Genomic DNA, 22,650 nt, shown 5'->3' on the forward strand with positions numbered 1-22,650 from the left:
ATAGGCTATGAAATGAACTAAGTTGTTCTTATTGCTAAGATTACACCTTCAAAATCATCATTTGGGATTAATGATTTACTTTTAATTCTTGCCTTATAATTATAAATGGTATTCATAGAATATTCCAATATAGAAGCTATCTTTTCAGTATCATTAATTCCTAACCTAATCAGTGCAAATATTCTTAGGTCGGTATTTAAAAGCTGACCGGCATTAAGCACAACCTGATGCTCTGGTGCGAACAGAGAATTAAAGGTTTCTACAAAATTTGGAAAGAGTGTTAGGAAGGCCCTGTCAAAGTTCACAAACAGTTCTTCGCGCTCTTTTTTTAGGTTTATATTATTCACCAAGCCCTGTATGTCATCAAATTTCTTAGTAACAAGTTTATTGTTTACTGATCTTTTAAATCTATCCAGCTTAGTGATGTATTCGGTAATCAGATTGAAATAATACCCAATGTATTCCTCCTTGATTTTATCTGCCTCATTCAATTTATCTATGGTTTCGTGCAAGGAAACATTAGCTTCGATGATCAATTTATCTGCTTTTCTTAGTTTCTTTAGTTGCCTGGAAATAATAAAGGCAAATAAGATCACAACAGTGATTAAAAGTGTAAGTAAGGCGGCATAAATGAACAATATCCTTCGTTGTTCCTCTACCGAGTTGATCTTCTCCCCTGCTATAACCATTAAAATGGCACTTACCTGCATTTTACGCTGCCGGGCACCATAGTATGATGCGTCATTCATAGCCTGGTTTATAAATATATAGGCATTTTTGACGTCTCCTTTTTTGTGCAGTAGCTGCGCAAGGTTTAGCATTGCGGCGGCCTCCTTTGTAGAAGATTTAATATCAGCAATTGCAGCTATCAGCAACAATTTTATAGCTTCGTTATCGTCTTGGTTTTGGATATAGATGTCGCTTAGTGTGGATGCAACAATAGCCATCTGGTGATTACTGAGCTTAAAATTTTTCATCAGTTTTATTAAAAGAACTGCTGATTTATCCTTTTGACCCAATTTTAGGTATTTAAGTCCGAGGTTATAAGTGTAATCATATGATTTGGGATCTGACAATGCAATTGCCGAATCGATGTAGATATTTGCCTGTTTGTTATAGATAGGTGTGTAATACTTGTCTTTATCATAATCGGCAAGATCATAATAGGTACGTGCTGTAAGAAAGTAGTATTCTCTTCTGAGGCTATCAGGAAGTATTTTAACATTTACCGTGTTTAGAGAGTCGAACGTTTCTTTAAACATACCGGAGGATATTAGAATAAATCCCAACTTTATTTTACCATCGGCTATTTTAACCGGGTCTTTTAATAAGCGGCCTGCAGTTTGCATTTTTTGAGAATAGAAAAATGCCTTATCATAGTTAAATGATTTATGCTCGTGGTATAGACTAGAATATATATTGTATTTTTCTGTTAAAGATAGTTTCTCATTTAGTGACCCCTCCAGATCTGAAATGCGTTTTAATTTTATCTTGTCAAATTCATCTTTCGCGGTAATGCTTTGGTTCAGTTCGTCTAGTGTGTTTTTTGGCGTCTGAGCGAATAAAGAAATAGAAGCTATACAAAAACCAATAAGTAGTAAAGTTATTTTCATAAGCGCCTAGGTATAAATAGTGATCGGTACGGAAGGCTTAACCGAGCTCAATAACATTTCGTGCTCTTTGCCTTTTAATTTTATTGACCCCAAGGCCTGCACTACATAACTGCTGGTTAACTGAAGCTTATTTATGAGTTCTGAAGATGCAATTACCTCCTCGTCATACTGTTTACACATTCCCTGTATCCTGGAAGTTGTATTTAATACATCACCAGAATAGGTTATATCCCGCTTAATTATTCCTACTTCGCCTGCAACAACTTTACCGCAGTGGATTCCGGCTTTAAAGGTAGGCACCACACCGTAACGCTTCAGGTATTTATTTTTTATACTGTTAATGTAGGTCTTAATATCGAAAAAACACCGTACACACATGCTGTTTTCAATCCCGTCCTCATACTTCCAGGCCACAATAACTTCGTCGCCTGCATACTGGTATATCTCTCCCTTGTTGTCCAGTATGGGGTTGGTAATATCTGTAAAGAAGTCCTTAAGAAATTCATGGTACTTTTGATCACCCAATTGTTCGGCTATTGTTGTGGATGAATTGATATCGAGAAACATAAAAATGCGCTGTTCCTCTCTAGGAGTATTGTATTTTCCGCGTACAATGTTCCAGAACGTGCCATGGCCAAATTTGCTATTGATTTGCAGAAGCAATTGGGTAACAGCCACTACGACTCCCCAAGCCAGACCATTTTTAAAAAGCCGATGTGTATCCTGAACAGAAAAAATACGGAATAATACGTTGATGAACAAAATAATAAGCACAAAAGATATCAATACAGCCAGCACTGTATAGCCGTAAGACTTGTCCTGATACTTTACGTTCACAAAAAAAACGAGCAAACTTCCGCCTAAAAGGGCGCCAACCAGTGCGGCAAACATGTTTCTAATGACCGATGAAAGGAAAGTATAATTGGCAGACGGCCCCAATGAATTATTGGTGTATAATATCATATGATCATAAACGGCCATTATAAAGCCAATAATGAGCCATGCAATTATAATTATTCCAAGCTGCCTTAACTTATATTGTGTTCTGCGGTTCATGCTCTAATTTATTCATTTTTCCTGATGAAATTATTAGCATACTCTGACGGTGTTACCCCAAACTGCTTTGTAAATGCCCTACCTAATTGAGATTGAGAGGTAAAACCCGTTAAATCAGCTATTTGCTGGATTTTATAATTTGTTTCTACAAGTAGTTCTGCCGCTTTTTTAAGTCGTGTGATATTGATGAGCTCGTTTGGCGACAGGTTAGAGATGGACTTTATTTTGCGATAAAACGTGGCCCGACTCATGTTTAATGTTTCGGCAAGCTTATCTACATCCAGATCACGGTTTGCAATGTTTTTAAGGATAAAATCGTTCAGTTTCTCTAAAAGAATCTCATCAGGCTTAGTATGGGCAATGCTTTTTATATGAATTAAAGGCGACCTTACGAAGTAGTCTTTTAACTGATTTCTGTTGAATAACAGGTTTTGAATTTGCACTTGTAAATGTTGCGGCGAGAAGGGTTTCTCTATATATGCGTCGGCGCCTATTTCCAAGCCTTCTATCTTTGATTGAAATGCACTTTTTGCTGTAAGCAAAATAAGGGGAATATGGCTATAATCAAGATTGGTTTTTATCTGCCTGCAGAGTTCATAGCCATCCATAACCGGCATCATTACATCGCTAACGATCAGTTGCACAGAGTGCTCTTTTATCATGTCAAGCGCTATCTGACCATTAGCCGCAGTAATGCAATTATACGTAGAGCTGAGTTCTTTAGCAATGAACTGGAGAATATCAGCATTATCATCAACCAGCAAAATCAGTGGTTTAGCTTCTTGAATTGTATTTTCAATTTCCGGGCTTACTTCCTGATAAACCGGGACGGTAATAATTTCCTGTTGAACTGACTTTTCTTCAATGGGTTCGTTAGTTGGGTAATAGGGCAATTTTACTTCAAACACATTCATTTCATTTTCATCGGCATGAAATGTTAAAGTGCCACCATGTAACCTGGATAAAGAGCGTGCAAGTGCCAAGCCTATACCTGTACCGATTTGATTGGATGTTTCCTTTAACCTGACAAAAGAATCAAAGATTCTTTCCCTCATTTCTTCCGGGATTAAAAAACCATCATTTTTAACCACTATAGCGTACTGGTTAGAGTCAGGATCAGTACTAAGCAGCAATATATCTACTCTTTTATCGGAATACTTAATGGCATTGCTTAGTAAATTGCTTAAAATTTTATTAAGTGCTTCGGCATCTGCTTTGCTATAAAACTCTGTGTGTGGTAAATTGAGTTGAAAGTGGATCTGCTTTTCTTCAGCTGCATTTTTGAACCTTAGGTAATGCTCTCTTAAGATTTCGCTGATGTTGCTTTTCATGAGGTTAAGGCTATATTCCTTAGACTCTATCTTTCTGAAATCGAGCAGTTGGTTAGTTAGATGTAATAGCCTGTCTGCATTTTTTTCCATCGTAAGCAGATAGTTAAGCACCTCTGGAACCGGGGCATATTTTTTTATGACTGTTTCTAATGGTCCTTTTATTAAGGTAAGTGGTGTTCTTATCTCATGTGTGATTTGCGTAAAGAATTCAATTTTAGCCTCATAAATTTCCCTTTCTTTTTGGTTCTCCAGCTGCTCTATCCGCCTCTTGTTTCTAAATTTAATTTTATTGGTGGTGTACACCACCAAAGCATAAACTGCAGCAATAAATAACAATAGATAAAACAAATAAGCCCAACCACTTAACCAGAATGGAGGAGATATTTCTATGATCAGTTCCCTTGGGGTTTCATTCCATACGCCACTGCTGTTAGCACCCTTAACAAGAAAGGTATATTTACCCGGGCTAAGCTTAGTATAGAACACCCTTCTGTTCTTTTTTAGATAGGTAAAATCTTTATCAACCCCTTCTAGCTTATATGCATATTCTGCAGTTTCATGATCGGTATACGCAAGTGCTGCAAAATCAATACTAAAGGTAGACTGATCGTAATTAAGGTTGATTTGATCTGTATAGGATATTGATTTTTTAAGCGGAGAGCCTTCTGCATTGATCAACAATTCCTGATTAAATACCTGGAAGCCTGTAATGTAAACCTGAGGTACAATAGTGTTCTGTTTGAATTGTGAAGGGTTAAAGCTTACCAAACCATTTACACTACCAAAATAGATCTGGCCGCTGGCATCCTGAAATGACGAGTTATAATTGAACTGATCGCTCAACAATCCGTTGGCTGTGGTGTATACCCTTATTTTCTTTGTTTTGGGATTATAGCAGATTAGTCCTTTAGAGGAACTGATCCATAAATTACCTACCTTATCCTCTTCTGTTTTATAGAAAACATCGCTTGGGAAGCCGTCCTTAGTGCCGTATCGTTTAAATGTTTTATCTACAGGATTGAATTGGTTTAAACCATTTTCCGTGGTCACCCACAGTGTTTTATCAGCAGAGATGAATACCCCGTTTACAAAGTTATCACTTAAGCTGTTTTCGTTTTGCGCAACATTTCTATAAAAACCATGTTTATTCGTTTTAGGGTTAAAATACAAAAGGCCACCGCTTATTGTTGCTGTCCAGATCGTGCCATCAGCATCTTCTGTAATCGCTGTATAATGGAAATTTTGCGGAACCTCTTTAATTAGGGTAAAATCCCGTGTGGTTTTATTATAACGATGCAACCCATCGGCAGTACCAACCAGAATATTTCCGGAACGGGTTTGATAAAAGCAATCAACAAAGTTACTTTTAAGCGCATTTGGGGCATCTCCTTTGTCGTAATGCCTGATTACTTTGCCCGATTTTATATCTAATATGTCCAAGCCCTGTTCGTAGGTGCCTATCCATAATTCGTCGCCGATGGCTTTTAAACCATGGATATTCGTATGAGCAATACTGGTTTTAGATCCATCAGGAATAAAGGCTGTGAAATCTCCATTAGGCGAAATCTTGTTTACTCCGGCATCTTCTGTACCCACCCATAAGTTCCCGAATTTATCGTTACAGATCTCGCGTATGGCACTTCCACTAAGTGACCGCTTATTGTTTTGTGGGAAAAACTTATCAAAGAAGGTAAATGGTTTTGGATAATAATTAACCCCGCCAAAATAAGTACCTATCCAAATACCACCTTCTTTATCCTTAGCAAAGGTATAAACCGCATTATCTGATATGGCATACCGGTCGTTTGGATTTTTACGCAGGTTGGTATATTTCCCTGTTTTTAAATTGTAAACAAATACACCTGACTCTGTTGCTACCCAATATTCATCTCCACTATTGTGAATAAAGTTCTTGGCATAAATACTTGTCTTATCCTTATTAAAGGTTAAAATATCTTTATAGCTCAAAGTAGCAAGATCAAACAATTTTACGCCCTGATGTGAAGTTCCTATTAAAATAGAATTAGAGGCAGTAGCATATATTTTATCTATCCAATGGGAGATAACGGGTGGTGAATCTTTAAAAAGGTTAAATGATGTAAAGCTATCGTTTGCTTTATCATACTTTCTGATTAACCCATCGGGTGATGATACCCATAGTGTTCCATCACTTGAAAATGTAGTTGCCGTAGCTTCAAAATCCTGATGTTTACTAAACTCTTCGAAGGTGCGTATACTCCTGTTATACTTGTAGAGTTTACGATCGGCAATAAAGCATATATCGCCATTACCGTGGCTTTTCATATCCCAAACGCCTTTGTTAAGTGTTATTGGTACTAGCTTAAATTGTTGTGTGGTATCGTTATAACAATACAAGCCGTTTGAGGTGCCTACCCAAAGTTGCTTTCTTGCATCTTCAAAAATTGCCCTGATCACATTATTTCTGAGGCTGGTAGTATCGCCTGGTTTGCTACGGAATACTTTAAAACTATATCCATCAAACCTGTTTAAGCCATCTTTTGTTCCAAACCACAAAAAACCTTTTGAATCTTGTACAATGCTAAATACGGAGTTGTAAGACAAACCTTGTTCTACCTGATAATGCCTGAAATAATACGGCTGTGCCTTTAAAAGGTTTAAAAAAACAAATAGGAAAAGAGCAGTTGTGGTTAGCTTTTTCAAGTTTAGTTTGTAAATGGTTAACGTTACAATTACCAGGGGGTTCTTGAATGGGCCAAATTAATTAATTTCAAATCAAATTGCGACGATTTGAATAAATTTTGAGCCGATTTGTCAAAACATAATTGCTTTATTTGAATATTCGTTCGGCCTGTTAAGCAGGGAGGAACACACAAATCATTAAACCAAGTATTCATTTATGAAATTATTTTCTTACTTAATCGGGCTATGCCTTTCCCAGTCGCTGATCGCATCAGCACAAGCACAAAACTGGAAACCGGTGCCCGGAAAGATCTCTACGCCATGGGCGGAAAAATTAAATCCTGCAAACCCCCTTCCTGAGTACCCGCGACCACAATTGGTACGCAGTAATAACTGGAAAAATTTAAATGGTTTATGGAACTACGCTATCAACCACAAAAACGAAAGCGAGCCTAAAGCCTATCAAGGTAAAATATTAGTTCCTTTTGCAGTTGAATCATCTTTATCTGGTGTAGGTAAAACTGTTGGTAAAGATAGCTTGCTATGGTACCAAACCAGCTTTTCGGTGCCTTCTAACATGAAAAATACCATTTTATTGCATTTTGGTGCGGTGGACTGGAAATCGGAAATCTACTTAAACGGGAAAAAAGTTGGTACACATGAAGGTGGATTTGATCCATTTTCTTTTGACATCACGCCTTTCTTAAAAAAAGGCGGCAAACAAGAACTAACTGTTAGTGTTTGGGATCCAACGGATAATGGGCCACAACCTAGAGGAAAACAACAAATAAAACCAGAAGGTATTTGGTATACACCAGTTACCGGAATATGGCAAACAGTATGGTTAGAAAGTGTTGCTAACAGCTATATCGCTTCGACCAAACAAACGCCGGATATTGATGCTAAATCTTTAACTGTTTCTGCAGATGTGCAAGCTGCACAAGCTGGTGATAAATTAAGGATTACTGCCTTTGATGGTGCATCGAAGGTTTCTGAGCAAGAGGTAGATGCCACGGAGGCAGCTACATTAGTTATTGCGAATCCGAAACTATGGTCGCCAGCAAGCCCATTCTTATACGACTTAAAAGTTGCTTTGATACGTAATGGAAAACCAGTTGATGAGGTTAAGAGTTACTTCGCTATGCGTAAATCATCAATGGGTCCGGATGCTAACGGCATCCAAAGAATGTTGCTGAATGACAAGTTTGTATTTCAATATGGACCATTAGATCAGGGATGGTGGCCAGATGGTTTATATACTGCCCCTACCGACGAGGCTTTGAAATTCGATATTATTAAAACCAAAGAAATGGGCTTTAATATGATCCGTAAGCACATTAAAGTGGAGCCTGCACGCTGGTATTATGAATGTGATAAACAAGGTATTTTAGTATGGCAGGATATGCCAAGTGGAGATTTGGGTAACCAATGGGAACCTAATTTAGGTACAATGGGTGGTACAGATAAAGACCGCTCTGCAGAATCTGAAGCAATATACCGCAAGGAATGGAACAAGATCATGGATGATTTACATAACTTCCCTAGTATTGTTGTGTGGACTCCATTTAATGAGGCCTGGGGACAATTTAAAACCAAGGAAATTGCAGAATGGACTAAACAAAAAGATCCTTCGCGCCTGGTAAACAGTGCCAGTGGCGGTAACCACGTTGTAACCGGTGATATTGTTGATTTACACCACTATCCTAATCCTAGAATGCCTAGACCTGACCTTTTTGGCCCAACTCATGCCATTGTTTTAGGTGAATATGGTGGGTTAGGTTTACCTGTACCGGGACATACCTGGAAAGAAAAAGATAACTGGGGATATCAGACATTTAAGACCGCAGATGAATTATTTGATAAATACGCTTCATTTATGACTGAAATGGAAGGATTAATTAAAAAAGGACTTTCGGCAGCTGTATATACCCAAACTACTGATGTTGAGCAAGAAACCAATGGGTTAATGACTTACGACAGAAAAGTGATTAAAGTGCCTGCAGCCAAATTAAAAGGGGTTACAGACAAACTTTACAATGCTGATCTTGTTAAGATGAATCCATAAAAAACGATTTGTACGGAGAGGTGATTATTTCACCTAACCCCGGTAAGAATCTTGGCTTTACGGCTAATTTTCTTCCGGGGTTTTTTCGTTATAGATTATTCATACATTTGCCGCAATATTTTTTAAAAAGCCATGGGCCATCATAAACACATTCAAAAGCTAAGTGCTGCAGGATTACTAATCAGTTTAGGTATTATCTATGGAGATATTGGTACTTCTCCCCTATATGTATTTAAAGCAATTATCGGAGATCGACTGATTACACAAGATCTTATTTTAGGAGGTTTATCCTGTATAGTTTGGACACTTACCTTACAAACCACCATCAAATACGTTATTATTACTTTACAGGCTGATAATAAAGGTGAAGGTGGGATTTTCTCTCTTTTTTCTTTAGTTAAGCGAAAAGCCAAATGGCTGATCATACCGGCTATGGTTGGTGGGGCAGCCTTGCTTGCCGATGGCATAATGACCCCTGCGGTTACCGTTTCGGCCGCCATTGAAGGGTTGGGACTTATCTATCATGACTTGCCTACTGTTCCCATTGTGCTGGCCATCATTATTTTTCTGTTTGGTTTGCAGCAATTCGGAACCTCGCTTGTTGGTAAGGCTTTTGGTCCTATTATGTGGCTTTGGTTTACCATGATCGCTGTTTTAGGTTTTGTACATATTATGGAGTTGCCTGTGATATTAAAGGCAATTAATCCTTATTATGCGTATCATATTCTTACTACCAATCCTGAGGCCTTTTTAATCATTGGAGCGGTATTTCTATGTACTACGGGAGCTGAGGCCCTGTATTCAGATTTAGGTCACTGTGGGCGCTCAAACATCAGGATCAGCTGGATCTATGTGAAAATATGTTTGATATTAAATTATATGGGACAAGGCGTTTGGTTATGGAATTTACAAGGCAAACATCTGGGTGACGTAAATCCGTTCTATCATTTAATGCCGGATTGGTTCCTGATATACGGTATTGCGATTGCAACTGTTGCGGCGGCTATTGCCAGTCAGGCCCTTATTTCAGGCTCATTTACACTGATTGCTGAGGCTGTTAGGCTTAACCTTTGGCCAAAGGTTAAAATTAATTATCCGAGTGAGCAGAAAGGCCAGTTGTATGTTCCTTCTATGAACTGGATATTAATGGTTGGTTGTATAATTGTTGTACTGATTTTCCAGAAATCTGTTAATATGGAAGCAGCTTATGGTTTATCTATTACAGTTGCCATGCTAATGACTACTATTTTGGTTTCTGTATTCCTTTTAAGGAAAAAGGTTCCAAGGTATTTAATAGGAATATTTTTGTTGATCTATGGTGTTATTGAATTGACATTTTTGGCAGGTAATGCAGCAAAAATTCTGCATGGCGGATGGTTTACATTAATTCTGGGTATAACATTGTTCTCGGTTATGTGGACTTGGCACAACGGGCGTAGAATTAGAAACAGATACATGAAGTTTGTTGACATTCAGGATTTCTATCAGCTGATTAAAAACATAAGTGCTGATGCTTCTATTGCCAAATACTCGTCTAACCTGGTATATCTTACCAGCGCTAATTTTAACAGCGAGATTGAATCGTCAGTTATTTACTCTATTATCCAGAAACATCCTAAAAGAGCAGATGTCTACTGGTTGCTGCATGTAGACGTTACTGACGAACCATACACCTTGGAGTATGAAGTAGACCAAATGATACCGGGAAAATTGATTAGAATCGATTTTAGGCTAGGTTTTAGGGTTGAGCAAAGGGTTAATGCATTGTTCAGAAAAGTGGTGGAAGAATTAGTGCAGAGCGGAGAAATTGACATTACCAGTAAATACGAATCGTTAAAAGCCCAAAAGATTCCAGGCGACTTTAGATTTGTTGTGTTAGAGAAGATCATTTCAAACTCAAACAGCTTGAAGTTTATTGAGCGTGTTACAATGTCGTACCATAGAATATTGAAACTCTTGAGCATCTCTGAGAAGCGAGGCTTTGGATTAGACTCTAGCTTTGTTACCGTAGAAAAGGTGCCTTTGATAGTAGATATCCCCGATCCTATTGTAATGAAAAGGATTAAATAAAGTTATTTCCAGAAAGCAGGAAAACGCACTGTAATGAGAATTAAAGAGTTAGCTAAATACTTCAAAATAATTAAAAATATTTCTCAATTTATTTAGCAGAATAATTTTATAATCCTATCTTTGCACCCTCATCAAACAAAAGGAGCATGATTCCGTAGCTCAGCTGGTAGAGCATTACACTTTTAATGTAGTGGTCCTGGGTTCGAATCCCAGCGGGATCACCAAAAAACTTCAGGATTTGAGGTTTTAGTTTGATGAGAAAATGATTCCGTAGCTCAGCTGGTAGAGCATTACACTTTTAATGTAGTGGTCCTGGGTTCGAATCCCAGCGGGATCACCAGATTTAAAAACCTATTTCATCACGAAATAGGTTTTTTTTTGCCTTTTTCATTCTATTTAGTCAGTCTTTTTTTATACATACCAGACTTATTAAATCTGTATTTCAGGTTACATGAGCAAAAAAACCTAAAACACTAGATTTTACGTAATTTTAGTGCCAGGCTAAAGCACTTTCAGGAATGAGATTTTACATCAATAAAGCCCATTTGATTAATAATATTGATTATCCAACCAGATATCAATCTGAAAATTTGCTTAAAAGTGCAGGTATTGTTTTTGCTATTATTCTGATATTCCTTTTATTATTTAAACCTTTTGGAGTCTATGATCCGGAATTGAGAATGCATTATTTTTTTATTTGTTTTCTCCACGCATTATCACCTGCATTAATCCTATTGGTTTATTTTGGAGGGCTCAATTATATTAGAAAAAGAAAATATCAATCCGAAAACTGGACTTTGTTTGAGGAATATTTACAGATTGGAGTCATCCTTCTTTTAGCAGGGTTATCAAGTTTCTTTATGCGTGACCTGATATACAACAATACAAACAACTGGTCGTGGCATTATCTATGGGAAGAAATCAGAAACTGTTTTGTTGCGGGTATTTTTTTCTATTTCTTCCTAAGATTATCCAGCTTCTATTTTGAATCGAAAAAAGGCTCACCGTTTGTGTTGCAATTTATTCAGCTAAATATTAAATCAAAAACAACAGATGCTGCGTCAAAACTGTATGTGAACACTCAGGTTAAACAAGATAATTTTAGCCTGGATATAGACCAATTGCTATTTGTGAAAGCAGATGGCAATTATATTGAATTGACGAAAACAAACGGCAATCAAATTACTACAGAAGTAAAGCGGATTTCTTTAACTCAATTTGAAGCTCAAATAACAGATTATCCGAACTTTTTCAGGTGTCACAGAACCTATTTAGTAAACATGTTTAAGGTTGAAAAAGTATCCGGAAACTCACAGGGTTACCTATTGTCTTTTCATGAAACTACTATAAAGGTTCCTGTTTCCAGAAAACAGATCGAAAGTTTCAATAACTATTATCAGCAGCTTCGCAACAAATATATCGCTTAAGCTTGTTGTTCATCACAAAAGCTAGTTACTTGTAACATAACCACATGTAACTGTTTCTTCTTGTTGTACGTTTGTCATCAATAACATTAAGCCAATTTATTATGTCAACTGTACCTGTCACCTTGAATCAGGATTCTGGTTCATCAAACAAATTATTATACATAGAGAATATTAAAGTTCTATTAACAATATTAGTTGTGCTTCATCACACTTTTATTGCTTATAGTTCTTCTGATGGCTGGTATTATAATGAACAAACTACTGTTATAGGAGCACGTATTCCTATGATAATGTTCGTAAGCTTAAATCAGTCCTTTTTTATGGGTTATTTCTTCATGTTGGCAGCCTATTTTACCTACTCTTCTTATTCTAAAAAAGGGACAGCAAAATTTATTAAAGACCGTCTGGTCAGGTTAGGAATCCCTATATTATTCTATTCCTTTATTCTTTCACCATTCGTCAGCTATCTTGTCTACTATTTTGCAAACGAGCATCATATTAACTATTTTGAATATCTGAGCGGATATGATCACTGGATCGAATTAGGCGTTACATGGTTTGTGGCAGCATTACTCCTTTTTACCCTAATTTATGTGGCGACAAAAAAAGCATTTATAATTAGTTTCAAAAAAAACCTGGCAGCGCCAAACTCACGTAGCATATTATTGTTTGCTGCAACATTAGGAATAATTAGTTTTTTGGTCAGAATCATATTTCCTGTTGGATGGGTTCTTGAACCAATCGGATTTCAATTAGGGCACTTTTCGCAATATATTGCATTATTTATTATTGGATTGTTAGCGGCCAAAAACAACTGGCTTGATGGACTTTCTGATAAAACAGGCAAACAACTCAAAACATCTGCCTGGCTATGTTTATTGTTTTATCCAGTGTTTTTTATTATTAAATTTAAACTAGATACACCTTCTCCCTGGTTTTCCGGGGGTCTTCATTGGCAGGCATTATTATACGCTGTGTGGGAACAATGGATTGGTGTTTCTATCCTAACTGCATTATTAATTAAAGGGAAAAGGAGTTGGAACACTTCTTCTGCAATGCTCGCTAAACTATCACGGAGTAGTTTTGCTGTGTATATTTTTCATCCGCTAGTAGTAGTTGGTTTTACGCTGGCGGCAAGAAATTGGGCCATTGAACCTGCAATAAAACTGCTGGTTGTAGCACCATTAGTAGTTTTAGGCAGCTTTGTACTTGGATCATTTATTTTACTGATTCCAGGGGTTAAGAAAATCATTTAATGGTTATCAGGAAAATATTTCTGTTGCCATTCCTTTTCATCCTCAATATCTTTTACTGCCTTAAGTGCATATGATGCAGCATATTTAGCATGAGCAGGCACATGAGCGGTAGCGGCTGCATGCCCAGCAGATCTGGCAGCAGCGATAGCCTGGATATCAATCACCTCTCGCGCTGCCGCATGTGCAGCAAAAGCGAATTTTCTTGCTTCAGTCATTTTGAGTTCTCCGCGAATCCATGAACGGGCAGCAGCGACTGCCTCACGTGGTCTTTTGTCAAAAGGACTGGCCTCTTCAAAAACAAATAGCACACGTTCAGCACAAGCAGCGGCCCAAGCGGTCAAAGCCTGATGTTTATTCATTATTCCCTGTTTTTTATAGATTTAAAGTTTCAAAGACCTCACCTCGTGTTAGCTTACCATCTATTTTTGCTATTGCCTCTACTCTAGCCTTAAGACAAAGCGCATTGTCTGACAGCCGGTAGATATCTTCAAAAAACACCATTTTTACCCCTTGTCTTTCAATCCACAGCTTCACAGAAAAAACATCTCCTGAAGTCAATGAATTCTTAAAATCCATTTCTATTCTGGACACCATTAGCAAAATGCCTTGTTCTGTAAGCTCCTTAAACGAAATTGCCTTCGAATGAAGATACTCATGCCTTGCATGCTCCAAATAATTCTGGTAAACTGCGTTATTTACTACGCGTTGTATATCACATTCATAGTCCCTTACTTTCAGTTGAATTTCAAAAATATAGTCTTTCATATCTCTATTAAATTACCTTTTTTGTTTGCTTAGCAGCAAATCGATGGTTTGAGCAATGCGCCGTACCCGTACTTCGTCCTGGTTTGCCTCCCCAATCCAATCCAGAAAAGCTTTGCGTTCAGTTTCAGTGTAGCTCTGGTAAGTTTGATAAGCTTCAGGTTCATCCTGTAAGCATACTAAAAGATCTTCAGGCATTGCCATAGGTATATCTTCAGCATCTGCGTATAATAGCACGGATACTTTATCACCTTCTTTTTTTCCTGTCTTTTTCCTGATCTCTGCTTTTATTGGAAGGAACAGTCCGCCATCTCTGATGGGCATCAATCCATAATTGATCAATTCATAATCATCAATAGTGCCACTCACCTTCACAGTTCCGAATTTACCTCTATAATCTGAGCTAACTCCAGGCAGCCTCAAATAAGTCCAGCCACCTTTGCCCGGTATTTTCTCCAGTAGAAATGTTCCTTCAATGAGCGGTGCTTTTGACATTTTATAAAAAAAATCTAATGATCATGGTTTTGATTTGTTGTAAAAATAACTAAACTTGATTTAGAATTTTACCTTTATTTTAAAACTGATGCGCATAGAAAAATCTGTCCTGATCAACACTACTCCTGATAAAGTATGGAAGGTATTTACCAATCCATTAATTACCCGAAAGCTGGGCGGGATATATAAAACTGACTGGAATCCGGGCTCTTTTTTTGGATGGCAAAATCTTTCCGGAACCCAGATCACTTACGGCAGGCTGCTAGACTACAGGCCAGGTGAATATCTTAAACATGAATTATTTACGGGCAAGGATATGCAGGAACTGTCTTCTGTGATCAGCTATACCACTATGTTTAAACATGACCATACTATACTCCATGCTACCGAGGAATTATTAGAGGAATTGACAGATGCGGAGTTTGGTGATGCAGTTAGTGGCTGGGAGGCTGCTCTGCAGGAACTTAAAAAAGTGGCAGAGTCTCCCAGCGATCTAAAGATTAAATAGAAACTTCAGTACTGCCATCATTCCTCTTAGATTATAATGGTTATACCCAAACTGATTAGCTGATAAACTATAGGTATCATATGCCTTAATATTTGCAAGATTTGTGATATCCAGTTCAATATCTATCCGCCATTTTTGAATCCTATGCCGAATGTTAGCATCGGCAAAGAAGTAGCGAATATCCTCCGTTTGCTGCTGACTGGTATACTGATGTCTACCGCTGAAGCGCAAAAATGTATTTTTAACAGGAGAATAACCCAAGCTAAATGTTTGATCAGATTGACGTATCCGCTGGCTATATTGATTACCCACAGAAGTGCTGTTTAAGGGGTTGCTTGTAATCCACGACCCTGAACCTTCATATTTCAAGCTGATCTGATCCCATAAGCGAGCCTCTATACTTGGCTGAATGGTAAAGGAAATATTCTTGTAAGGTAACAAGGTTTCATTGAGAAACTGATTAAAACGTGTGGTACCCCATGATGCTTTAACACCTGTTGTTGCCCCTAGTGCAAAGACGTATTTACTAAACCCCGCACTTGCACTAAATGCACTCACATCGTTTGTATAAGGTAGCAATACTGTACTTGATATATTATTGGTTATCTCTCTTGAGGCGATGGTGTTTGAGGTAGCTTTGGTATAAGAGATACCTGCATTAATATAAAGCATACTAATAGTTCGCTGAAAATTGTAGTTCATACCAAAATTATGCGCGTGTTGCTCTTGTAAAATAGGATTGTTGGCTTCCAGACTGCGATAGTTTGTTAAAATGGTTCCATGATAAATTCCATTTACATTACCTGTCTCGTTAGTGTAAGCATAATTTGCTGACAAATAATCTTCAGCCTGAATATAATATTTTGTTCTGAAGCTGGGATTAAACAAAAAGCGGTTCTTTTTTTCACTAAGGCCGAAGGCCGAATCCCGATAGGCAATGTACTGCAGAGAAAGTGGCAATGATAATATGGTTTCCCATTTCCCCTTTTTCAATTCATAATTGCTATTCAGATATGTTTGATGACGAGTCCATTCTACATGATTGTCCGGATTTCCAATATATGGTGTTTTCTGCCCATCTATTTGATTAAATCTGAGTTCAGAGTTAAGTTCCTGCCATTCATTTTGGACAGCAAACTGATAATTTTGCTTAATTAATCCTTTTGAAAACCGAACACCTATCGATGCATTACTGAACCATGTAGGTGTCTCTACATATTGATTGATTCCTTTGTAAGCCAATCCGCCATTGAAAACATCGGCATTAATTCCAGGGTTTATATTTAATGTTTGTGGATTGTTAAAGTAATTCAAATACCAGTTCAAACTAATTACATTGTTTTTACTAATGGCTGGTATATACTGCAAGCGGTTAGAAAAATCGGCAACCCGGCTTTTAAAATATTGTCCCATGTTCAAATTATTATTTAACAGGGCTCCCCTTCCCATCTGTTTATTGTATCCAAGCTTTAGTGAATTATTGAAATAATACTTATCCTTATTCGCTTCAAGTCGCACGGAAAGATCAGCAATAAAGGGGCTTTTTTCAATATACTGTTGTTCTGTATAGTTAATCGTATCTTGACCTATATAGGTTTCATTGACACTTAAATGGTCCATTTTATTTTTGTCGACTAGTAAGCTCGCATTTGTTTTCAATTGCCAGCCATTCCAGATATTAAATAGATTATTAGCATTTAAAGACCCTGAATTGTTGAAATAATAGCGATTTGTAGGAAGTTCCGGCACCCCGACTGTTCCGGTGGACAGCAGAGGTGATGGACGGGAGTTCCCCAGATTTGATCGCATACCCGGCTGATTAAATGCGGTAAGTTCAGGAGCCAGATCAGTTCCGGTGTTATTTCCCTTAAGCACATTTAGCATCTTGTATTTCTTGTTAAATAAAATCGAGTTGATTTCCTCGTCGTATTGCCCAGGTAATCCGGCTCCTACCTTTATTTGTCCGGCCAGCTTTAGTCTGGCAGTATCTTTAATTTTAAGATTAAGGGCAACATCCTCGCTCAGCGCCTTACCCTTAAGCACTTTGTTAGGTTGGTGGTTTTGCATTACCTCTACATCCTGAACCATGCCATTCGGAATGGTTTTGGTACCCACTCCATAACGATCATCCAGAAGGTCATCTCCATCAACATATAAGTTAGATATGTCCTTACCATTATACTTTATCTGGCCGCTTTCGTTTACCTCCATACCGGGCATTCGCTTTATCACGTCGCCAATAGTACGGTCTTCTTCTTTGGCAAAAGATCCAACATCATAACTCAATGTATCTCCACTGGAACGGATTCTGGGCCTGCTTTTTATTTCAATCTCTGATAGGTCTATTACTTGTTCCTCCATCAATATTTCATAGCTTACTTTTCCCTGTGCTATTGGTGTGACAGACTTTTTATAACCAAGGTAATTGACTTCAATAAACAACTCCGTTATTTTAACTGTATCAGGTAGCAGCAGTGAAAAATTCCCGTCAATATCACTGGCCTTAAAAGCTAAAATACTTTGATTCTGCGACTTAACTGTCACCGTTGCATAAGCCACAGGTTTGCCTGTATTTGTTTTTAATATACCTTTTATTTGGCGCTGCTGTGAATATGCGGAAAAGGTCAGGCAACACAACAAAACACTAATTAGCAATCTGATACTATTCATTATTTATTGGATAATTCTAATGGATTATTAAATACTGGCTTTCCATTCATTTTATTTGACATGCTCATTTTAGCATCCATCTCTTCTTTGGTCATCTCCTTGCCTGTTTCATCTTTAAAAACCATTTTTGTTTGCACATTTGCACCAGCCGGAATTGGCATATTCCTTAACATATTACCACCTGGATTCTTCTCAAAAACTTTTTTTGCTCTCGCAAGATCAGCTGAAGTTGTTTCAGTTATCCCTTTCTGAAGTTCAATATTTACCAATCCTTCTTCTTTTTTATCAAATCCGGCGTAATTAAATACCACTTCTTTCTTATCATCTTCTGCTTGCAGAATTAACCCGGGCAAACCATTCAATTTCCAGGGACCATATGGAAATGGAAGTTCTGCCGTAAACCATGCAGTATAATTTCGTCCCCGAAATGCGGCTATCGCTTTTTGACATTTATAACCTCCAATTTCTTTTGTTTCATTGCTGATCTGCCAATCAATTGAGGGATATTGCTGAGGTATACTATATGCAGTAAGTCCAACCTTATCTATCAGCAGCATTTTCTTGTCCTGATGAAAATTATAAATCTCTTCGTTTGTAAGATTTGGTGAACTAAAAGCAAGCATCTGATGCCCTCCTTCATTTCCACTGCTAAACTCCTTCATTTGTTTTAAAGCTTCTTCGGTTTTAGTAGCCAGACTCTGGCTTTTATATAAGCTTGAGTTTTTGGCGATATAAAGAACCATTTCTTCTTTTTTGGGTTTATCCCGATGATTAGTGTCTGTTACATGAGTAAAGTCATATCTGATTTCGGCCAGAACAGGATCTTTGACTTGGGCAAAGGCACTCGAATTTGTAAAGATTATTGGCGTAATCAGCGCAAATGCAATTAACATTTCTTTTGTTTTCATTGTCTTCTTTTTTAAGGTCTGTATATCAAAACTATGGCGAGACAACAGCTTTAGCAGGAAAATGAGTGTTAAATAACGTTAACTAAAGACGGTAGTGTTAAATAGTGTTAACCAGTGTTAATGAGTGTTATCAGATCGCTTGTAAAAGCATGATTATCATATCTTTGCTACTACCTTATAGATTTCGAAATGTTATCAAAAAGAATTCGGTTTATTGTACTCATTGTTGCCTGCTCGCTTGCCGGAATCTTTCTATTCCAATGTTACTGGTTATACAACTCCTACCTTCTTTCGACAAAGCAATTTGAAAATGATGTTCAGGAGGTATTACAAAAACTGCAGACCGCACATGTAGTATCAGAATTAAAAGCAGAGGGAAACATTACAGGATCAAATACCGAATCAAGCAAAGCAAAAATTTCTATGCTTACCAGGGTCCTTCAAAACATGCCCGATCAATTTCCAACTGATAGCGCTACTTCCAGGTCTCGTTCAATCTTTTATTCTTTTGTAGATACACTACCAGAAAAACCAGATGGTGGCCTAAGAAATAAAATTCAATTTAAAGGAAAGAAGCTAACCATAAGTACCGGCTACAATTATAAGAAAAATGAATTTGCAGCTCTGGAGCAGCATTTAAGAACTGAATTAGATGCCCTTTTAAAGAATCAGGGAATCTACTCGACCTTTGCCTTTAAATTATCAAACGCCAGTGCTAAAGGCGATAATTTTATTAGCGACAGCACTTTATTTGCAAACAGCACTAAAAAGAAATTTCAAGTATTTATAGGCTTATCAAAACCGTATTTGTTGCAAATTACCGTGAGCAACCATTTTCAGTATGTGTTTAAACAAATGCAATGGGTTTTGTTGGCTTCTGTATTGATGATTGGCATAACTATATTGGCGTTTGTATATATGCTACGCACCATTTTTCAGCAGAAGAAACTATCGGAAATAAAAACTGATTTCATCAACAACATGACTCATGAATTTAAAACTCCGATATCAACGGTATCGCTTGCGGTAGAAGCAATGAAAAGTTTTGATGTGATGAAAAAGCCCGAACAAGCGAAAGAGTATCTGGACATATGCGAACACGAACTTAAGCGAATTTCGGTTATGATAGAAAAAGTGTTGAGGATGGCAGCATTTGAACGAAGTGAGATTAAACTTTCCCTGCAAAAAAAGAACATAGGTAAACTCATAAATGATGTTGCAACCAATATGCGGCCCCAGCTTGAGCAAAGAAATGCAAGCTTATCGATTAAACCCACTACAGGAAAAACTGAGGCCATGATAGACGCTGATCATTTTTCAAACGTAATCTATAACCTGATCGACAATAGTCTAAAATATACGGATGAACCTCCTGAGATCGAGATCACAAATGGAATAAATGCTGGCGAAAACCTACTGGAGATAGTTATCGGCGATAATGGTATCGGCATACCTGAGGCTTATCATGATAAGGTATTTGATAGCTTTTTCCGCGTTCCTACGGGCAATCTCCATAAAGTAAAGGGATTTGGTCTTGGATTAAATTACGTTGCTGGTATTGTAAAAAAACATAATGGCACCATTGAATTAAAAAGTAGTATAGGCAAAGGAACTTTTTTCATCATTACAGTACCTGTATAACAATGAAACATCAAAATGGTTAAATTGAAGATATTATTAGCAGAAGATGAACCCTTTTTAGGAAAGATCATAAAAGAAAGTTTCGAAACAAGAGATTTTGAGGTATCATGGGTTCAAAACGGAATTAAGGCCTATTCAGTATTTAGAAGTTTTCAGCCTGACATCTGCATTCTGGATGTGATGATGCCCGAAAAAGATGGTTTTTCAGTAACGGAAGATATCCGAAAGGTTGATACCGCTGTGCCAATTCTTTTTCTTACGGCGAGGTCATTAACCGAGGATGTAATCAAAGGATTTGAAATGGGGTGCAATGATTATTTGAAAAAGCCTTTTAGCATGGAAGAACTTATAGTAAGGGTTAAGTCGCTATTAGGTCGTTCAGAGAGACACAAAACAAACCTGTCAATTGAAAACTTTAGTATTGGCAATTATGAATTTAACAACACCATACAGGAATTAACATTAGGTAACGAAAGTGTAAAGCTGTCTTTTCGCGAAGCATCCTTATTAAAGATGCTGATTGAGAATAAGAATCAGGTGCTAGCCAGAAAATTAGCTTTAGACTATCTTTGGGGAGAGGACAATTTTTTTGCTGCCAGAAGTATGGATGTATTTATTACCAAATTACGTAAACATTTAAAGCACGATACAAATATTGAAATTGTAAATATTCGTGGAGTGGGTTATAAATTAATCATCAACGATTAATGGGAGAAGTTTGCACTTGCAGCCACGGCTTTCTTTTCGGGGAGTAATATTAAAAACAAACCTACTAAAACAAGCAAGAACATATTAACGGACATGGCGGTCTGGTAAGCTTTTAAATAAGTAATAGTTGAAGGATTTTCGCCAGCCAGAGAAAAGAACAGGCCGCCAATAATTCCAATACCAAGAGCAATGGCAGTTTGCTGAAACGTAGCGTAAGTGCCAGAAGCCGCGCCGGCAAACTTTGTTGGTATGCTTTTTAATGCCATTGTCATCAATGATGGAAGCACCGAACCACAACCAAATCCATATATAAACAGAACAGGATAAGCAATAAACCTGTTAATGTCGACTGAATTGAATACAACGATATGCAATGCACTGGCAATAATCATGATCAGTATTCCACCCTGTAACACTTTTTTTCCATATTTAGGTACTAAACGAATTGAAATCAGGGATGCAACCACAAAACCAAGTCCCTGCAATACAAAGAACAAACCTGCCTCTGTAGAACTAATTCCAAATCCTATTTGTAACAGGATCACATTGAGCAGAAAATAAGAATCCTGTACCATAAAATAAAACAATACAGCCCAAAGTGCTATGTTAAAATCTTTGAAGGCGAACAGTTTCATGTCGATGAGGGGGTATCCTCCTCGGTTGAGTTTTTGTTTCTGATCATAGACAAACCAAAGTAGCAACGGCACAGATCCTCCGACACAAATCAGGCTCCAAAGTGGCCACCCTAACTCCCTGCCGCGGATCAAGGGATAAATTAAAGCCATTAAAGTTAATGTAAGAAGTAGCACACCTGAGTAATCGAATTTCTCTTTGGCCTGACTGCTCTGGCTGGGCAGGAATTTTACTGCAAGGAAAACTGAAGCTAGCCCCAAGGGAACATTGATTAGGAAAATAAGACGCCAGCCTGCCACAATGAAATGCAGATCGGGCAATAGACCACCTAAAAATTGTCCGATAACAGACGCTGAGCCGGCAATACTTCCATAAATACTAATAGCTTTTATACGTTCCACAGGATTTGGAAAAAGCACCTGGATATAGGAAATACCTTGGGGAATCATAAAACCTGCACTGATGCCCTGTAGCAAACGGGCTAGATTTAACTGAAAAGCAGTTTGAGAAATACCACAAAAGGCAGAGGCAACGGTAAAAGCAATCATTCCAATCAGAAAAACCCTTTTCTTCCCGAACTGGTCACCAGCCCTCCCTCCGGTAATCAGAAAGGCTGCATAACCAAGCAGGTATAAAGCAATAACGAGTTGGATATCACCATCAGAACCATTAATGCCTTTACGTATTGAGGGTAAGGCTACGTTAACAATAAAAATATCAATAACTGCTAAAAAAATAGAAGATGAGATAATTGTCAATAGAAACCATTTTGAAATTTGTCTGCTCATTTTTGGTTAAATTAGCCAGCAAAATTGAAGTCTTTGAGACAGGTGCACAAGTAGTTTT

At 37.6% G+C, this 22,650-nt stretch carries 16 protein-coding genes and 2 tRNA genes; 9 read left to right on the forward strand and 9 right to left on the reverse strand.

Annotated features, from left to right (window positions below):
* Positions 1-17 precede the first annotated feature (17 nt).
* The 3 genes from HQN86_RS22300 to HQN86_RS22310 are packed head-to-tail and all read right to left on the reverse strand — an operon-like array spanning position 18 to position 6,682.
* Positions 18-1,613, reverse strand: a complete 1,596-nt coding sequence (locus tag HQN86_RS22300; protein ID WP_246269714.1) for a DUF6377 domain-containing protein — start codon at positions 1,611-1,613, stop codon at positions 18-20.
* Between the two features lie 6 nt (positions 1,614-1,619).
* Complete coding sequence (locus HQN86_RS22305; protein ID WP_172663077.1) at positions 1,620-2,669, reverse strand: adenylate/guanylate cyclase domain-containing protein; 1,050 nt, start codon at positions 2,667-2,669, stop codon at positions 1,620-1,622.
* Between the two features lie 8 nt (positions 2,670-2,677).
* Positions 2,678-6,682 carry a hybrid sensor histidine kinase/response regulator transcription factor gene (locus tag HQN86_RS22310; RefSeq protein ID WP_172663078.1) on the reverse strand — a complete coding sequence of 1,335 codons (4,005 nt, stop codon included), beginning with the start codon at positions 6,680-6,682 and terminating at the stop codon, positions 2,678-2,680.
* A 196-nt stretch (positions 6,683-6,878) separates the two neighbouring features.
* Between HQN86_RS22310 and HQN86_RS22315 the strand changes: the two genes are divergently transcribed.
* From HQN86_RS22315 to HQN86_RS22340, 6 genes are all read left to right on the forward strand, one after another.
* Positions 6,879-8,726, forward strand: coding sequence for a glycoside hydrolase family 2 protein (locus HQN86_RS22315; RefSeq protein WP_172663079.1), 1,848 nt, complete (start codon positions 6,879-6,881; stop codon positions 8,724-8,726).
* A gap of 132 nt (positions 8,727-8,858) precedes the next feature.
* Positions 8,859-10,796, forward strand: coding sequence for a KUP/HAK/KT family potassium transporter (locus HQN86_RS22320; protein ID WP_172663080.1), 1,938 nt, complete (start codon positions 8,859-8,861; stop codon positions 10,794-10,796).
* Between the two features lie 148 nt (positions 10,797-10,944).
* A tRNA-Lys gene (locus HQN86_RS22325) sits at positions 10,945-11,020 on the forward strand.
* Positions 11,021-11,060: 40 nt separating this feature from the next.
* Positions 11,061-11,136 (forward strand) — tRNA-Lys (locus HQN86_RS22330).
* Positions 11,137-11,314: 178 nt separating this feature from the next.
* The gene (locus tag HQN86_RS22335; RefSeq protein WP_172663081.1) at positions 11,315-12,223 is read left to right on the forward strand and encodes a LytR/AlgR family response regulator transcription factor; all 909 of its coding nucleotides are present in this window, start codon (positions 11,315-11,317) and stop codon (positions 12,221-12,223) included.
* A 101-nt stretch (positions 12,224-12,324) separates the two neighbouring features.
* Positions 12,325-13,479 carry an acyltransferase family protein gene (locus tag HQN86_RS22340; RefSeq protein ID WP_172663082.1) on the forward strand — a complete coding sequence of 385 codons (1,155 nt, stop codon included), beginning with the start codon at positions 12,325-12,327 and terminating at the stop codon, positions 13,477-13,479.
* Here the strand turns inward: HQN86_RS22340 and HQN86_RS22345 are convergent.
* The 3 genes from HQN86_RS22345 to HQN86_RS22355 are packed head-to-tail and all read right to left on the reverse strand — an operon-like array spanning position 13,476 to position 14,736.
* Positions 13,476-13,838, reverse strand: a complete 363-nt coding sequence (locus HQN86_RS22345; protein ID WP_172663083.1) for a putative immunity protein — start codon at positions 13,836-13,838, stop codon at positions 13,476-13,478. The two genes, HQN86_RS22340 and HQN86_RS22345, sit on opposite strands and share 4 nt — an antisense overlap.
* A 13-nt stretch (positions 13,839-13,851) precedes the next feature.
* Positions 13,852-14,244 carry an acyl-CoA thioesterase gene (locus HQN86_RS22350; RefSeq protein WP_172663084.1) on the reverse strand — a complete coding sequence of 131 codons (393 nt, stop codon included), beginning with the start codon at positions 14,242-14,244 and terminating at the stop codon, positions 13,852-13,854.
* 12 nt (positions 14,245-14,256) lie between these two features.
* Positions 14,257-14,736, reverse strand: coding sequence for a YdeI/OmpD-associated family protein (locus HQN86_RS22355; protein WP_172663085.1), 480 nt, complete (start codon positions 14,734-14,736; stop codon positions 14,257-14,259).
* A gap of 88 nt (positions 14,737-14,824) precedes the next feature.
* Between HQN86_RS22355 and HQN86_RS22360 the strand changes: the two genes are divergently transcribed.
* The gene (locus HQN86_RS22360) at positions 14,825-15,244 is read left to right on the forward strand and encodes an SRPBCC family protein (RefSeq protein ID WP_172663086.1); all 420 of its coding nucleotides are present in this window, start codon (positions 14,825-14,827) and stop codon (positions 15,242-15,244) included.
* Here HQN86_RS22360 and HQN86_RS22365 read toward each other — a convergent pair.
* Entirely contained in the window at positions 15,230-17,914 is a 2,685-nt protein-coding gene (locus tag HQN86_RS22365; protein WP_172663087.1) for a peptidase associated/transthyretin-like domain-containing protein, read from the reverse strand. The genes HQN86_RS22360 and HQN86_RS22365 overlap by 15 nt on opposite strands.
* On the reverse strand, positions 17,914-18,822 hold the full coding sequence (locus tag HQN86_RS22370) for a GLPGLI family protein (RefSeq protein ID WP_172663088.1): 909 nt from the start codon (positions 18,820-18,822) through the stop codon (positions 17,914-17,916). The genes HQN86_RS22365 and HQN86_RS22370 overlap by 1 nt, the downstream gene beginning before the upstream one ends.
* Before the next feature lie 189 nt (positions 18,823-19,011).
* On the opposite strand from HQN86_RS22370, the gene HQN86_RS22375 reads away from it, so the two are divergent.
* Both HQN86_RS22375 and HQN86_RS22380 read left to right on the forward strand, forming a co-directional pair.
* On the forward strand, positions 19,012-20,463 hold the full coding sequence (locus HQN86_RS22375; protein ID WP_172663089.1) for a sensor histidine kinase: 1,452 nt from the start codon (positions 19,012-19,014) through the stop codon (positions 20,461-20,463).
* 15 nt (positions 20,464-20,478) lie between these two features.
* Complete coding sequence (locus HQN86_RS22380) at positions 20,479-21,171, forward strand: response regulator transcription factor (protein WP_172663090.1); 693 nt, start codon at positions 20,479-20,481, stop codon at positions 21,169-21,171.
* Here HQN86_RS22380 and HQN86_RS22385 read toward each other — a convergent pair.
* Entirely contained in the window at positions 21,168-22,592 is a 1,425-nt protein-coding gene (locus HQN86_RS22385; protein WP_172663091.1) for an MFS transporter, read from the reverse strand. The two genes, HQN86_RS22380 and HQN86_RS22385, sit on opposite strands and share 4 nt — an antisense overlap.
* Between the last annotated feature and the right edge of the window lie 58 nt (positions 22,593-22,650).

This window comes from Pedobacter panaciterrae (genome assembly GCF_013204795.1).
Taxonomy (GTDB): Bacteria; Bacteroidota; Bacteroidia; order Sphingobacteriales; family Sphingobacteriaceae; genus Pedobacter; species Pedobacter panaciterrae.

Coding starts and splice junctions, on each gene's coding strand:
- HQN86_RS22300 (WP_246269714.1), bottom strand. CDS start 1,613: ATGAAAATAACTTTACTACTTATTGGTTTTTGTATAGCTTCTATTTCT.
- HQN86_RS22305 (WP_172663077.1), bottom strand. CDS start 2,669: ATGAACCGCAGAACACAATATAAGTTAAGGCAGCTTGGAATAATTATA.
- HQN86_RS22315 (WP_172663079.1), top strand. CDS start 6,879: ATGAAATTATTTTCTTACTTAATCGGGCTATGCCTTTCCCAGTCGCTG.
- HQN86_RS22320 (WP_172663080.1), top strand. CDS start 8,859: ATGGGCCATCATAAACACATTCAAAAGCTAAGTGCTGCAGGATTACTA.
- HQN86_RS22335 (WP_172663081.1), top strand. CDS start 11,315: ATGAGATTTTACATCAATAAAGCCCATTTGATTAATAATATTGATTAT.
- HQN86_RS22340 (WP_172663082.1), top strand. CDS start 12,325: ATGTCAACTGTACCTGTCACCTTGAATCAGGATTCTGGTTCATCAAAC.
- HQN86_RS22345 (WP_172663083.1), bottom strand. CDS start 13,838: ATGAATAAACATCAGGCTTTGACCGCTTGGGCCGCTGCTTGTGCTGAA.
- HQN86_RS22350 (WP_172663084.1), bottom strand. CDS start 14,244: ATGAAAGACTATATTTTTGAAATTCAACTGAAAGTAAGGGACTATGAA.
- HQN86_RS22355 (WP_172663085.1), bottom strand. CDS start 14,736: ATGTCAAAAGCACCGCTCATTGAAGGAACATTTCTACTGGAGAAAATA.
- HQN86_RS22360 (WP_172663086.1), top strand. CDS start 14,825: ATGCGCATAGAAAAATCTGTCCTGATCAACACTACTCCTGATAAAGTA.
- HQN86_RS22365 (WP_172663087.1), bottom strand. CDS start 17,914: ATGAATAGTATCAGATTGCTAATTAGTGTTTTGTTGTGTTGCCTGACC.
- HQN86_RS22370 (WP_172663088.1), bottom strand. CDS start 18,822: ATGAAAACAAAAGAAATGTTAATTGCATTTGCGCTGATTACGCCAATA.
- HQN86_RS22375 (WP_172663089.1), top strand. CDS start 19,012: ATGTTATCAAAAAGAATTCGGTTTATTGTACTCATTGTTGCCTGCTCG.
- HQN86_RS22380 (WP_172663090.1), top strand. CDS start 20,479: ATGGTTAAATTGAAGATATTATTAGCAGAAGATGAACCCTTTTTAGGA.
- HQN86_RS22385 (WP_172663091.1), bottom strand. CDS start 22,592: ATGAGCAGACAAATTTCAAAATGGTTTCTATTGACAATTATCTCATCT.